A 12,965-nucleotide genomic window follows, 5' to 3' on the forward strand; every position below is an offset into this window, starting at 1 on the left:
TCGATTTGTATCCGTTAAATTTTCATACGAAAACCGGAAGGAACTCGCATGGGTCCGTCACGCCTTTCCCCGCCTTATTTTGCCCGCATCCGGCTTTTGGCGGCGGCCATGATTGTGATCATTGGCGGTCTTTGCTTGCGGGCGTTCGGCTACGAGGTGGGATTGCCGTTCGTGGCGGTAAAATATGGCGGATCCGTGCTCTGGGGGGCGATGGTCTATCTGCTGCTGGCGGCCATCCTCCCGTCCCGCTGGTACGGTTACGAGGTTTACATCGCCGTCATCGCCGTCATCGTCGTGGAATTGATCCGGCTCGTTCATTTCCCGGCGCTGGACGCGTTTCGCGCAACGGCGGCCGGAGCTTTGCTGCTCGGCCGCGTTTTCTCGGTGTGGAATATCGTCTGTTATATCGGCGGGATCGCGGTGGCGTCCTTTACGTCCGGACGGGGCTTGCGCGCCTTGCCCTCTTCGCCGCCATGATCGAGGGCCGCACCAGCCGATACCCGAGCAACACCACCATCGTACTGATATAAAACACCGGCTCGAGCGTGATCGATTTTCGCGCCAGCACGAAATGCAGTACGCCAACGATGAGCACGAGATAGACGAGCTTGTGCAGCGTGTTCCAGCGGCTGCCGAGCTTGCGGATCGACCAGCGGTTGGAGGTGAGCGCGAGCGGCAGCAGCATGACGAGCCCCGCCATGCCGAACATGATATAGGGCCGCTTGAGAATATCAGCGGCGATGGAGCTGAAGACCAGGCCGCGGTCCAGAACCAGATAGACGCTGAAATGTGCCAGCACGTAATAGAAGGCGATCAGTCCCAACGCCCGGCGATAGGCGATGAGGTTTATGTTGAAGAGATCGCGCAGCGGCGTCACCAGCAAGCCGAGGCATAGAAAGCGCAGCGCCCAGATGCCGAGCAGGTGCTCGAAATCCTTGACTGGGTTGAAGCCGAGGCCGCCGGTTGCGGCGAGGTAAAAATACCACAGGCCGGGACAGAGGCCGATGATATAAAGCGACCAGATGGCTGCCTGCTGGTAACGCTTCGGCAGTGAGGGAAGCGAAAAGGCGAGGGCCATGATCAGTAATTCGCCTTTAGATCGAGGCCGGTATAGAGGCTTGCCACCTCGTCATAGCCGTTGAACATCAGGGTAGGGCGGTTCTGGGTGCCGAAAAAGCCGCCTTCGCCGATGCGCTGTTCCGTTGCCTGGCTCCAGCGCGGATGGTCCACATGCGGATTGACGTTGGAATAGAAGCCGTATTCGCGGGCGTTGGAGTTTTTCCACGTCGTTTCCGGCTGTTTCTCGACAAGCGAAATACGGACGATGGATTTGATGCCCTTGAAGCCGTATTTCCAGGGAACGACGAGGCGAATGGGCGCGCCATTCTGGTTCGGCAGGGTTTCGCCGTATAGTCCGACGGCAAGAATGGTCAGAGGATGGCGGGCCTCATCTAGGCGCAGACCCTCGACATAGGGCCAGGACAGAGGCTGGAACAGGCCGCTCTGGCCCGGCATTTCCTCCGGCCGCACCACGGTTTCGAAGGACACGTATTTCGCGCTGCCGAGTGGCTCCACCTTGTCGAGAAGTGCGGCGAGAGGGAAACCGATCCACGGAATGACCATCGACCAGCCCTCGACGCAGCGCATGCGATAGGTGCGCTCCTCTAGCTGATATTTCATCAGCTCTTCGATGCCGAATTCCTGCGGTTTGGAGACAAGGCCATCCACTTTTACCGTCCAGGGGGTGGGCTTGAACTTGCCGGAATTTTCCTTCGGGTCGGATTTGCCCACTCCGAACTCATAGAAATTATTGTAGCTGGTGACGGCATCGAGCGGGGTGAGCTTCTCATCCAGCTTGTAGGCGCCTGCTTTGGCAGCAAGCGGAGTGGCGACAGCCTCGCGGCCGGAAAGCCCGATTGCCGCAAGCCCCGCCGCGGTGCCCAGGAAGCCGCGTCTCGAGAGGTAGATATTCTTCGGCGTGATTTCTCGTGCCGGGATGAGGGGCGGACGATAGGCGGGCATTTCAACCTCCACAAAAGCCGGGTGCATCGGCGATAAATCGATTATGATAGGCTATACGGCCGCTGCACAGATATGTTTCAGCACTCTGCGCAAAAACAGCGGCCGGGCGGCAAAAATCGCGCATTTGTGATGACAGGCCGCGCGAATTGCAACATTCAAACCGGGCGTACCGTACCGAACCGTACTGTTTTGCTCGAAGGTGACAGTGACAGGGCTTACGGTTTGCGCTAGAAAAACCGCAAAATAGGGCGAGGGCATTTTGACCGCGGTGCGGCAATGCGCTCTTCTGCCCAAGAGATCGAGGAAAACACCATGCCAGTCTATCGCTCCAGAACGACAACCCACGGCCGCAACATGGCGGGCGCGCGCGGCCTATGGCGCGCCACCGGCATGAAGGACAGCGATTTCGGCAAGCCCATCATCGCGGTGGTCAATTCCTTCACGCAATTTGTGCCGGGCCATGTGCATCTGAAGGATCTCGGCCAGCTCGTTGCGCGTGAAATCGAAGCGGCCGGTGGCGTTGCCAAGGAATTCAACACCATCGCTGTCGATGACGGCATCGCCATGGGCCATGACGGCATGCTTTATTCGCTGCCGTCGCGCGAAATCATCGCTGACTCGGTCGAATACATGGTCAACGCCCATTGCGCCGACGCGATGGTTTGCATCTCCAACTGCGACAAGATCACCCCCGGCATGCTGAATGCGGCGATGCGCCTCAACATTCCCGCCGTATTCGTTTCCGGTGGTCCGATGGAAGCGGGCAAGGTCGTTCTGCATGGCAAGACGGTCGCGCTCGATCTGGTTGACGCCATGGTCGCAGCTGCCGATGACAAGATTTCCGATGAGGACGTCAAGATCATCGAGCGTTCCGCTTGCCCGACCTGCGGTTCCTGTTCCGGCATGTTCACTGCCAATTCCATGAACTGTCTGACCGAGGCGCTCGGCCTGTCATTGCCCGGCAACGGTTCGACGCTTGCCACCCATTCGGACCGCAAACGCCTGTTCGTCGAGGCCGGTCACCTGATCGTCGATCTGGCGCGCCGTTATTACGAGCAGGACGACGAGACCGTTCTGCCGCGCACCATTGCCAACAAGGCTGCGTTTGAAAACGCCATGTCGCTGGATATCGCCATGGGCGGTTCCACCAACACGGTGCTGCATATTCTGGCGGCAGCGCATGAGGGCGGTGTCGATTTCGGCATGGAAGACATCGACCGTCTTTCCCGCAAGGTTCCCTGCCTTTCCAAGGTCGCGCCTGCCAAGCAGGACGTGCACATGGAAGACGTTCACCGCGCCGGCGGCATCATGCGCATTCTCGGCGAGCTGGATCGCGGCGGTCTCCTCAATCGCGATACCTACACGGTGCACGAGGCGACGCTGGGCGACGCCATCGACCGTTGGGACATCACCCGCACCAACAGCGAAACCGTGCGGCAGTTCTTCAAGGCTGCCCCCGGCGGCGTGCCGACGCAGGTGGCCTTCAGCCAGTCGTCGCGCTGGGACGATCTGGATACGGACGGTGAGAACGGCGTTATCCGCTCGGTTGAAAAGCCTTTCTCCAAGGATGGCGGTCTGGCCGTGCTTTATGGCAACATCGCTCTTGATGGCTGCATCGTGAAGACGGCGGGTGTCGACGAATCCATCCTTAAATTCAGCGGTCCGGCGGTTGTTTACGAAAGCCAGGACGCGGCGGTGAAGGGTATTCTTTCCAACGAGGTCAAGGCAGGTGATGTCGTCGTCATTCGTTACGAAGGACCGAAGGGCGGCCCCGGAATGCAGGAAATGCTCTATCCGACCAGCTATCTCAAGTCCAAGGGCCTCGGCAAAGCCTGCGCGCTGATCACCGACGGACGTTTTTCGGGCGGCACATCCGGCCTGTCCATAGGCCATGCCTCGCCGGAAGCGGCGCAGGGCGGTGCTATCGGCCTCGTGCGTCAGGGCGACTTGATCGAGATCGATATTCCCAACCGCACGATCAACCTCAAAGTTACGGATGCGGAACTGGCAGCCCGCCGCGCCGAGCAGGATCAGCTCGGCTGGAAGCCTGCGGAGTTCCGCAAGCGCAACGTCACGACAGCGCTGAAGGCCTATGCGGCTTTTGCGTCCAGTGCCGACAAGGGTGCTGTTCGGATTTTGCCGGAGTAATCTGGCGGGCAGGGTCCTACATTGCAGGCAGCCTGAGCCGCTCTTCTGAGCGGCTTTTTCTTTTGATGACCCAGATTACGTGCGTCGTTAAGAAACAGATTCAATTGCCTCAGAGCTCGATTCTCCAAGCTCGCGCAACGCGCTGTTTCTGCACCGCAAATTCTAAACCATCCGGCCGTCCACCCTCCATGCCAGCAGTCACATTGGAGTGATGTTCCGTCACTTGCCCTTTTCCAACGCGCCGCGATGCCTAACTTCAGCACCATGAAAAGACGAACCGCACTCGGCCTTATCGCATCCCTGCCTTTCGCCCGCCTTGCCCACGGGCAAACACCCGGCAATGGCGCCCGCTTCAGTCCATTGCTCAACGAGGCGGATGGGCTTTCGAGCCTGAAAGCCGTCATCGTCAGTATTGACGGCGAGGAGGTGGCCAGCCGTGCCTATCACGGCGCCAGCCTTATGGGTTCCACCAACATCAAGTCGGCCTCGAAATCTGTGATTTCCGCGCTGGTCGGCATGGCGATCGATCGCAAGATATTGGCCGGGGCGGATCAGCCGATTGCCACGATCCTGCGCAGCGATTTTCCGCCGAACCCCGATGCGCGTCTGGAGAGGGTAACCATCGGCAACCTGCTTTCCATGCAGTCCGGTCTGGAACGAATGTCCGGCCCGAACTACGGCCGCTGGGTCGCCAGCCGCAACTGGGTGCGAATGGCGCTGGGGTCGGGTTTTGCCGGAGAGCCGGGCGGTGGCATGCTTTACTCCACCGGTTCCACGCATCTGCTTTCGGCGATTTTGACCAAGGCATCCGGCCGTTCGACGCTGTCGCTGGCGCGCGACTGGTTCCGGCCGCTGGAGGGCTTCTCAATCGGCGGCTGGGAACGTGACCCGCAGGGCATCTATCTCGGCGGCAACCAGATGGCGATGACGGCGCGGTCGCTGCTGGCTTTCGGCGAGCTTTACCGGCTGGGCGGGGTAACACCAAGCGGCGAGCGTTTGATTTCGCAGAACTGGATCGATCAATCCTGGCAACAACGCACCAATTCCGTCTTCAACGGCGATGGTTACGGCTATTGCTGGTTCATCAAGGAGATGGCGGGCGAGACGGTCTATTACGCCTGGGGCTACGGCGGGCAGATGCTCTATATCGTCCCCGCCAAACGGCTTTCGGTGGTTATGACGTCCCGTGAGGATGCGCCTTCGGCGAGAACCGGTTATCGCGATCAATTGCATCGGCTGATGGAGAATATCATTCGCGTTGCGTGAAAATCAGAGCGGTCTGTTTATGCTCTGGAAAGCTTCCCCGAGCCGCTTCATCCGCTCCTCATAGGCACTTGTGATGCAGGCGACATCCGCGTTGCATTCCTGGCGCTTTTTCAACCATTGGCTCTGTTCTTCGCGCAAGGTGTCGCGTGCGCCCATCGCCATGAGTTGTGTCAGGATGTCGAAGGTGGTGACCATCTTCACGTCCTGGTCGTTGAGGGCGCGGTTGTCGCAGATCGCCTTTTCATCCGCGGCCAGATCCGGCTTCGTGCAATCGAAGCTGGCGGCGTTGGCGGGCGAACCCAATGAAGCGCAGGCGAGGAGGATGCCGGAGGCAAGGATTGTCTGTTTCATGTGCATGGGTCGTCTCATTTTGAGGACAGGCTCGTGTGGGTGAAACCGAAATGGGGTGCTGTTGGTTCCACCTGCACAAGCCGGTCATCGCATGAAAAAGATCGGCCATCATCTTGCCGCGCTTTGCTTTATAGGCTTTCACGTTATAACTCCATCATACTGATGAGGATGAGGAATCACATGCAGAGCGTGCTGAAGTATCTGTCCACCGGCTTTCTTGCGGCGCTGCTTCTCGTTCCGGTCGGAGCGCAGGCGCAGGACAACAAGACCGTGCCCGCAAGCCACACGGAAATGCAGCTTTCCTTCGCGCCGCTGGTCAAGCGTACCGCAGGCGCTGTGGTGAATGTCTATGCCGAACGCATCGTGCAGCGGCGCTCGTCGCCCTTTGCCGGCGATCCGTTCTTCGAACAGTTCTTCGGCCAGCAGATGCCGAACCGCACGGAGAAACAGTCCTCGCTCGGATCGGGTGTGATCGTGACGGCCGGCGGCCTCGTGGTGACCAACAATCACGTCATCGATGGCGCCGACGACATCAAGGTGGCGCTGGCGGATGGGCGTGAATTCTCCTCCAAGGTGCTGCTGAAGGACGACCGGGTCGATCTTGCCATTCTGCAGATCGACGCGAAGGAACAGTTTCCGGTGCTTTCGCTTGGCAATTCGGATGCCATTGAAGTCGGCGATCTCGTGCTTGCCATCGGCAACCCCTTCGGTGTCGGCCAGACGGTAACAAGCGGCATCGTCTCGGGGCTGGCGCGCAACCAGGTGACGCAGGGCGATTTTGGCTTCTTCATCCAGACCGACGCCTCCATCAACCCCGGCAATTCCGGCGGTGCGCTGATGAACATGGCGGGTGAGTTGATCGGCATCAATACTGCCATCTTCTCCAAGGGCGGCGGGTCGAACGGCATCGGTTTTGCCATTCCCGCCAATCTGGTCCGCGTTTTCGTTGCCGCCGCCGAGCGTGGCGACGCGAACTTCCAGCGGCCCTATATCGGCGCGACCTTCGATCCAGTCACCTCCGATGTCGCCGAGGCGCTTGGCCTGCACCGCGCGCGCGGTGCGCTCGTCGTCAGCGTCGTCAAGGGTGGCCCGGCGGAGAAGGCTGGCATCGAGCCGGGGCAGGTCGTAACGGCGGTCAACGGTTTGGAGGTGGAGCATCCCGATGCACTCGGTTATCGCCTCACGACTGCTGGCATCGGCAAGTCCGCCGAATTGACGCTGGTGGAGAAGGGTAAAGAGAAGAAGGTGACCATTGCGCTCGACACGGCGCCGGAAACCGCGCCGCGTGACGAACGGCTGCTGGAGGGACGCAATCCCTTGGCGGGCGCGACTGTCGCCAATCTTTCGCCGAAGCTTGCGGATGAACTGCGCATGCCTTCGCAGGTGACCGGCGTCGTCGTCACCGATGTGAAGCGCGGTTCGCCGGCCTATCGGGTCGGTTTCCAGCCGAAGGACGTCATCCTATCGCTGAACGGCTCGGATATCGGCTCCACGGCTGCGGTCGAAAAGGCGCTGGATGACAATCCCGGCTTCTGGCGGGTGGAAATCCTGCGTGACGGTCAACGCATCCGGCAGTTCCTGCGATGAGCGATGACCTCTTCGCCCCACAGGTGCCTGTCGAGGTCGCCAACCGGCGGCCTCTTGCCGACCGCCTGCGTCCGAAGACGCTGGCGGAGGTGGCCGGGCAGCCGCATCTGACGGGTGAAGAGGGCGTGCTGCGCCGAATGATCGATAGCGGCTCACTCGGATCGATGATCTTCTGGGGACCGCCCGGCACCGGCAAGACGACGGTCGCGCGTCTGCTTTCGGGGGAGGCCGGGCTGGCTTTCGAACAGATTTCGGCGATCTTTTCCGGTGTTGCCGATCTCAAGAAGGTTTTCGAGGCAGCACGCACACGCCGTATGAACGGCCGGCAGACGCTGCTTTTTGTTGACGAGATCCATCGTTTCAACCGTGCCCAGCAGGACAGCTTCCTGCCGGTCATGGAAGACGGCACCATCATTCTTGTGGGTGCAACCACCGAAAACCCGTCCTTTGAACTGAATGCCGCTCTTTTGTCGCGGGCGCGTGTCCTCACGTTCGGTTCGCATGACGAGGAGAGCCTGGGCGAGCTTTTGAAGCGCGCCGAAGAGGCGGAGGGCAAGCCTCTGCCGCTGACCGAGGAGGCGCGTGTCAGCCTGATCCGGATGGCCGATGGCGATGGCCGCGCCGTGCTGACGCTTGCCGAAGAGGTCTGGCGTGCGGCGCGCAAGGACGAGACTTTCGATACCGAAGGGCTGACGCGCATCGTGCAGCGGCGCGCGCCGGTTTACGACAAGGGACAGGACGGCCACTACAATCTGATTTCCGCGCTGCATAAATCGGTGCGCGGTTCGGACCCGGATGCGGCGCTTTATTATCTCTGCCGCATGTTTGACGCCGGCGAAGACCCGCTCTTTATCGGGAGGCGGCTGGTGCGCATGGCGGTGGAGGATATCGGCCTTGCCGATCCGCAGGCGCTTGCCGTCTGCAATGCCGCCAAGGACGCCTATGATTATCTGGGGTCACCGGAAGGCGAACTGGCGCTGGCGCAGGCCTGCGTCTATCTCGCTACCGCGCCGAAATCGAATGCCGTTTATACAGCCTTCAAATCGGCGATGCGGGCGGCCAAGGAAAACGGCTCGCTGGTACCGCCAAAACATATTCTGAACGCGCCCACAAAGCTGATGAAGGGCGAGGGTTACGGTGACGGTTACCGTTACGACCATGACGAGCCGGATGCCTTTTCGGGACAGGACTATTTTCCGGAAAAAATGGGTCGCAAGACGTTTTACGATCCGCCCGACAGGGGTTTCGAGCGGGACATCCGCAAGCGTCTCGACTGGTGGGCGAAGCTGCGCCGCGAGCGCGGTTCGCGTTAAAAAGCTTTCTTCACAAAAAGAATCAGGCGCTTGCCAAAGTGAGTCGTAAAAACGCGCCATCCAACTGTTTCCAGAGGGAAATCAGGATGCCTTCCGGTGTTGCATGACCTGCGACGGCGCAGGCAGCATCTTGACCGAGGATTCCGCCAGACCGCTATGCCCTTCCGCATCGATCACCAGATGCCAGTGCAAGGTCTCGGGAATGCTGATGCGGATCGGCGATTTTTTCGCGACGCCGCCGAGATATTTGAAATCGAGCAATTCTGTGAAACGCTGGAAATTTGCGCCTGTCATCAGCCGTACATTGTTGACGGCCGACAGGGACACCTCAATGGTCGTCCCAGCCCGCAATTCCTTCAGGTCATAGTGTGTAAAGCGGAAATTCGGCCGTGACATTGCGCGTCTCCCTGTACCTGTATTTTGGCAAAAGAGGATAGGACGTCAGGGTTAACGAGCTCTTTAAAACGGCAGCACCCTGTAGAATTTCGGGTCGCTGCGCCGGCTTTGAAGGGCCGTGGAGAGTATTGGCGGGTTGGGAGGAGGAGGTCTGGAATAATACTAACGTATAATAAGCGTATTCAGTTATAATAAATTTTTTAACTCTAACATACGCTGGTCGAAGTGCCGTCAGCGGCGTTGGGGGGAATATGAAAAACGTCACGATATCTATGCGCCTTTATGCGCTCGTTGCATTGTTTCTGGCAATATTGACTGCGGCACTTACATTCAGCCTGTTCGAGACCTTTCATGAGATGGAACGCGAGCGTAAAGCGGGGCTCGCATCCATGAACGAAACGGCTGTCGCCATTCTTGAGCAATATTACCGGCTGGAGCAGGGTGGCACCCTGACGCGTGAGGCTGCGCAGCAGCAAGCCAAGACCACGATTGCGGCGATGCGCTATGGCAACGGTAGCGGCTATTTTTGGATCAACGACATGCATCCCAAGATGGTGATGCATCCGATCAAGCCCGAGATGAACGGCAGCGATCTCACTGCCAACAAGGATCCGAACGGCAAGGCGCTGTTCGTCGAATTCGTCAATACGGTGAAGGCGGGCGGCCAGGGCTTTGTCGATTATTATTGGCCCAAGCCCGGCGCGCCGGACCCAGTCGAGAAATTTTCCCATGTCGCCGGTTTCGCGCCCTGGGGATGGATTGTCGGCACTGGCGTCTATGTCGACGATCTTGAGGCGGTTTTCTGGAGCAACGCCTATTTCAACATCGCAGTGTGTGTTCTGTCCGGCCTTCTGGTGATCGGCGTGGCTGCAGCCGTGGTGCGCAGTGTGACACGGCCTATCGATCGCATCCGGCAGAGTATGAAGCGGATCGCTGATGGTGACGGCGAGGCGGAAATTGAATTCGCCGACCGTCGCAACGAAATCGGCGCCATTGCCAAGACGTTGCTGGTGCTGCGTGACAGCGTCAACGAGCGCAGCGCCTTGCAGGCCCGCGAGGCGGGGCAGCAGCGGGCGCTGGAGGAGGCGCGGCATGGCAACGAGATGGCGTTGCGCTCCGCATCCGAGCGTCAGGCTCATGCCATGAACGAGCTCGGCAGTTCGCTGGAAGCACTCGCCAATGGCGATCTGACCGTCGAGCTTGCCGATATCGGCGGCGAATATGAAAAGCTGCGCATGGATTTCAACCGCGCCGTCGGCGCGCTGCATGGGGCGATCGAGGCGATCGCCAGAACCGGCCATGTCGTCAACGATAGCGCATCTGACATCAGCGGTGCGACCGGCAATCTTTCGCGCCGGACAGAGCAGCAGGCAGCGGCGCTGGAGGAGACGGCGGCGGCTCTTGACGAAATCACCGCGACGGTGCGCACCGCTTCCGAACGGGCGAACGAGGCCCGACAAATGGTGCAGGACACAAAAACGAGCGCAGGCCGCTCGGGCGAGATCGTGCGCAATGCCGTCGATGCGATGGGCCGTATTGAGGAATCTTCGCGGCGCATCGGGCAGATCATTTCCGTCATCGACGAAATCGCGTTCCAGACCAACCTTCTGGCGCTGAATGCCGGTGTCGAGGCCGCAAGGGCAGGCGAAGCGGGACGCGGTTTTGCCGTGGTGGCGCAGGAGGTTCGCGAACTCGCGCAACGCTCTGCCAATGCTGCCAAGGAGATCAAGACCCTTATCAATCGTTCCGCGGAAGAAGTCGGCGGCGGTGTCGCACTCGTTCGCTCCACGGGTGACGCGCTGGATGAGATCGTGACGCTGGTCAATCGGGTCGACGGCCACGTCAATTCCATCGCCACGGCGGCACGCGAACAGGCCACCGGCCTGCAGGAGATCAACACCTCCGTCAACCACATGGACCAGATGACCCAGCAGAACGCCGCCATGGTGGAAGAGACGACGGCGGCCAGCCAGACGCTGGCCGAAGAAAGCCGGCAGCTCCGCGCGCTGCTGTCCCGTTTCGAACTCGGGCATGGGGCAGGGCGTGAGGTTTCGCGGGCGGCTTGATTTTTATCCGCTTGAGATAGTTTACAGGGCGCGGCTTTGGCTGCGCCCTTTCTGTTTCGAGGAAGTGCGACGACATTTCCTCCGTCGTGCCGGACCCGTGGTGTGTCTGCGTCGTGAGAGGCGTTGGTTGGCGGAGCTTTGCTCACACCTTTGGTATGATTTCAGTCGAGGCTTCCGCTTTCCCGCTTCACGGAACAGCCCGGTTCGTTATTTCTCCCAACCAATAAGGATTCGTTTACCCCGTTTCTTTAAAATTTACCTGTATTGCCGCGGGTAGCGGCCGCTGAAGGTACAGGTTCTCGTATGGCGTATGTTTCCCTTCCGCGTCGTCTTGTGACGTTGTTGATGATTTCCACGGTCATGGTGTCGTGTTCGGCGGAGGGCCTTGTGCCGCCGGCCGAGGTTGACGGCACGACGCGTGTCGGCGCCATCCGGTCGTCGCGGCAGCAAGGCTACAGCGCGCCGCCGGGTGCGGTCTATCAGGCCGAGCGGACCGGGCATGCCACCAATTATCCCGCAGCCGTGTCGCAGCCGATGCCGGAGCCTTATGCCTCGCAGGATCCCCTGCTGCAATCGCCACAGGGCGGCCAGGGCTATTCCACGCTGGATGGCCAGCATCAGGCGCGGATGGCCGCGAACGGCCAAAGCATGGCCTCCCCAGCCATGCCTAACCAGCAGGGCGCCGCAAATCAGATCGCCGAAGGCGAGGGCGGGGTGAGCATGGATTCCATGCTGGGCGTGGAGCCGGTTCGCGGACTTGCGGAAGAGCAGGACGCCGATATTGCCGAAGGCGCTTCCGCCCAGCCGGTGGTGGACGGCATCGGCACCGACAATCCGGTTGCCGTTTCTCCCGCTCGCCGGCAACAAAGTGCGGGTCAGTCGCGGTTGATACCGCCACCGCCGCCGGGGTCTTCTTCCCGCCGCCAGCCGGTGGAGGAGGTCGCCATGCTGATGCCTAATGATCCGATGGCCCGCGACGGACTGCAAAGCAACCGCTCGGCCATGCCGCCCGGCATCATGCCATCCTCGGAAGTGGCCTGTCGCTCCGAGCTGCGCCGTCTCGGCGTCGCCTTCCGCGACGTTGCGCGCATTGCAGATGGACCGACCTGTGGTATCGACTATCCGATCGAACTCAGCGGGCTTGCCAGCGGCGTTGCCATCCGCCCGGCAGTGAAGCTCAATTGCCAGGTCACGCTTGCCTTCGCCAAATGGGTAAAGTTCGAACTCGTGCCGTCCTCCCGCTTCCGTTACCTCTCAGGCGTCGGGCGCATCACGCCCATGGGCGGTTATTCCTGCCGCAAGATGAATTCGCGCTCCAGCAATCCATGGTCCGAACATGCGCGCGGCAACGCCATCGATATCGGCACCATAACGCTGAACAACGGCAAGGAGATCGACGTTCGCAGCAAGAACTTCTTCGCCTTCCGGGAAAAGGCGCTGCTGAAGGCAGTGAGGTCCGATAGCTGCAAATATTTCTCCACGGTTCTCGGGCCGGGCAGCGATCCCAACCACTGGAACCATTTCCACTTCGACCTGCGCACCCGCAAGTCCGGTTACAGGCATTGCGACTAGGGGGCGACGAGACGACACGGTGGTGCATGACGATAGGCGTGAGGCATTAGTTGTAGTGCGTCACGTCGACCCGTAACTTTCCGTCCGTCCCGGCGCTACCCGGAATGACGGAGTGGGGATGTGGCCACATTACAATTTGGGCCTGTTGGGTTTGGTGCTAGCCGCCCAAAAAAAGACCGGCCCTAAGGCCGGTTGAAGAAGACTGCCTAAATCGGGGGATATCGGCGTCTTTGCAAGGGCATGC

11 protein-coding genes are annotated in these 12,965 nt (G+C 60.2%); 7 read left to right on the forward strand and 4 right to left on the reverse strand.

Annotated elements, in window-relative coordinates:
* Positions 1 to 48 precede the first annotated feature (48 nt).
* The gene (locus tag AC1DCP_RS05050; protein WP_038491445.1) at positions 49 to 477 is read left to right on the forward strand and encodes a ribosomal maturation YjgA family protein; all 429 of its coding nucleotides are present in this window, start codon (positions 49 to 51) and stop codon (positions 475 to 477) included.
* On the opposite strand, the gene msrQ is transcribed toward AC1DCP_RS05050, so the two are convergent.
* The gene (gene msrQ, locus AC1DCP_RS05055; protein WP_065687218.1) at positions 431 to 1,078 is read right to left on the reverse strand and encodes a protein-methionine-sulfoxide reductase heme-binding subunit MsrQ; all 648 of its coding nucleotides are present in this window, start codon (positions 1,076 to 1,078) and stop codon (positions 431 to 433) included. The two genes, AC1DCP_RS05050 and msrQ, sit on opposite strands and share 47 nt — an antisense overlap.
* A gap of 2 nt (positions 1,079 to 1,080) precedes the next feature.
* On the reverse strand, positions 1,081 to 2,022 hold the full coding sequence (msrP, locus tag AC1DCP_RS05060) for a protein-methionine-sulfoxide reductase catalytic subunit MsrP (RefSeq protein ID WP_025593942.1): 942 nt from the start codon (positions 2,020 to 2,022) through the stop codon (positions 1,081 to 1,083).
* A 312-nt stretch (positions 2,023 to 2,334) separates the two neighbouring features.
* On the opposite strand from msrP, the gene ilvD reads away from it, so the two are divergent.
* Both ilvD and AC1DCP_RS05070 read left to right on the forward strand, forming a co-directional pair.
* A complete protein-coding gene (gene ilvD / locus AC1DCP_RS05065; RefSeq protein ID WP_013636431.1) occupies positions 2,335 to 4,170 on the forward strand; it encodes a dihydroxy-acid dehydratase in 1,836 nt (611 codons plus the stop codon).
* Between the two features lie 264 nt (positions 4,171 to 4,434).
* Complete coding sequence (locus AC1DCP_RS05070) at positions 4,435 to 5,436, forward strand: serine hydrolase domain-containing protein (protein ID WP_065687219.1); 1,002 nt, start codon at positions 4,435 to 4,437, stop codon at positions 5,434 to 5,436.
* A gap of 3 nt (positions 5,437 to 5,439) precedes the next feature.
* On the opposite strand, the gene AC1DCP_RS05075 is transcribed toward AC1DCP_RS05070, so the two are convergent.
* Entirely contained in the window at positions 5,440 to 5,793 is a 354-nt protein-coding gene (locus AC1DCP_RS05075) for a lysozyme inhibitor LprI family protein (RefSeq protein ID WP_019567060.1), read from the reverse strand.
* Between the two features lie 174 nt (positions 5,794 to 5,967).
* On the opposite strand from AC1DCP_RS05075, the gene AC1DCP_RS05080 reads away from it, so the two are divergent.
* A complete protein-coding gene (locus tag AC1DCP_RS05080) occupies positions 5,968 to 7,374 on the forward strand; it encodes a DegQ family serine endoprotease (RefSeq protein ID WP_003516104.1) in 1,407 nt (468 codons plus the stop codon).
* A complete protein-coding gene (locus AC1DCP_RS05085) occupies positions 7,371 to 8,687 on the forward strand; it encodes a replication-associated recombination protein A (protein WP_065687220.1) in 1,317 nt (438 codons plus the stop codon). Before AC1DCP_RS05080 ends, AC1DCP_RS05085 begins: the two co-directional genes overlap by 4 nt.
* 81 nt (positions 8,688 to 8,768) lie before the next feature.
* Here the strand turns inward: AC1DCP_RS05085 and AC1DCP_RS05090 are convergent, their stop codons facing one another.
* Positions 8,769 to 9,083, reverse strand: coding sequence for a DUF1883 domain-containing protein (locus tag AC1DCP_RS05090; RefSeq protein ID WP_003516101.1), 315 nt, complete (start codon positions 9,081 to 9,083; stop codon positions 8,769 to 8,771).
* Between the two features lie 251 nt (positions 9,084 to 9,334).
* On the opposite strand from AC1DCP_RS05090, the gene AC1DCP_RS05095 reads away from it, so the two are divergent.
* Positions 9,335 to 11,149, forward strand: coding sequence for a methyl-accepting chemotaxis protein (locus AC1DCP_RS05095; protein WP_013636425.1), 1,815 nt, complete (start codon positions 9,335 to 9,337; stop codon positions 11,147 to 11,149).
* Between the two features lie 303 nt (positions 11,150 to 11,452).
* Positions 11,453 to 12,721 (forward strand): extensin-like domain-containing protein, encoded by a 1,269-nt coding sequence (locus AC1DCP_RS05100; RefSeq protein ID WP_112152889.1) that lies wholly within the window; start codon positions 11,453 to 11,455, stop codon positions 12,719 to 12,721.
* The last annotated feature ends 244 nt before the right edge of the window (positions 12,722 to 12,965 follow it).

The sequence above is a fragment of the Agrobacterium sp. 10T429 genome (assembly GCF_056393925.1).

Bases quoted from the DNA above. Each gene is read 5' to 3' on its own strand.
- AC1DCP_RS05050 (WP_038491445.1), top strand. From the start codon at position 49: ATGGGTCCGTCACGCCTTTCCCCGCCTTATTTTGCCCGCATCCGGCTT.
- msrQ (WP_065687218.1), bottom strand. From the start codon at position 1,078: ATGGCCCTCGCCTTTTCGCTTCCCTCACTGCCGAAGCGTTACCAGCAG.
- msrP (WP_025593942.1), bottom strand. From the start codon at position 2,022: ATGCCCGCCTATCGTCCGCCCCTCATCCCGGCACGAGAAATCACGCCG.
- ilvD (WP_013636431.1), top strand. From the start codon at position 2,335: ATGCCAGTCTATCGCTCCAGAACGACAACCCACGGCCGCAACATGGCG.
- AC1DCP_RS05070 (WP_065687219.1), top strand. From the start codon at position 4,435: ATGAAAAGACGAACCGCACTCGGCCTTATCGCATCCCTGCCTTTCGCC.
- AC1DCP_RS05075 (WP_019567060.1), bottom strand. From the start codon at position 5,793: ATGCACATGAAACAGACAATCCTTGCCTCCGGCATCCTCCTCGCCTGC.
- AC1DCP_RS05080 (WP_003516104.1), top strand. From the start codon at position 5,968: ATGCAGAGCGTGCTGAAGTATCTGTCCACCGGCTTTCTTGCGGCGCTG.
- AC1DCP_RS05085 (WP_065687220.1), top strand. From the start codon at position 7,371: ATGAGCGATGACCTCTTCGCCCCACAGGTGCCTGTCGAGGTCGCCAAC.
- AC1DCP_RS05090 (WP_003516101.1), bottom strand. From the start codon at position 9,083: ATGTCACGGCCGAATTTCCGCTTTACACACTATGACCTGAAGGAATTG.
- AC1DCP_RS05095 (WP_013636425.1), top strand. From the start codon at position 9,335: ATGAAAAACGTCACGATATCTATGCGCCTTTATGCGCTCGTTGCATTG.
- AC1DCP_RS05100 (WP_112152889.1), top strand. From the start codon at position 11,453: ATGGCGTATGTTTCCCTTCCGCGTCGTCTTGTGACGTTGTTGATGATT.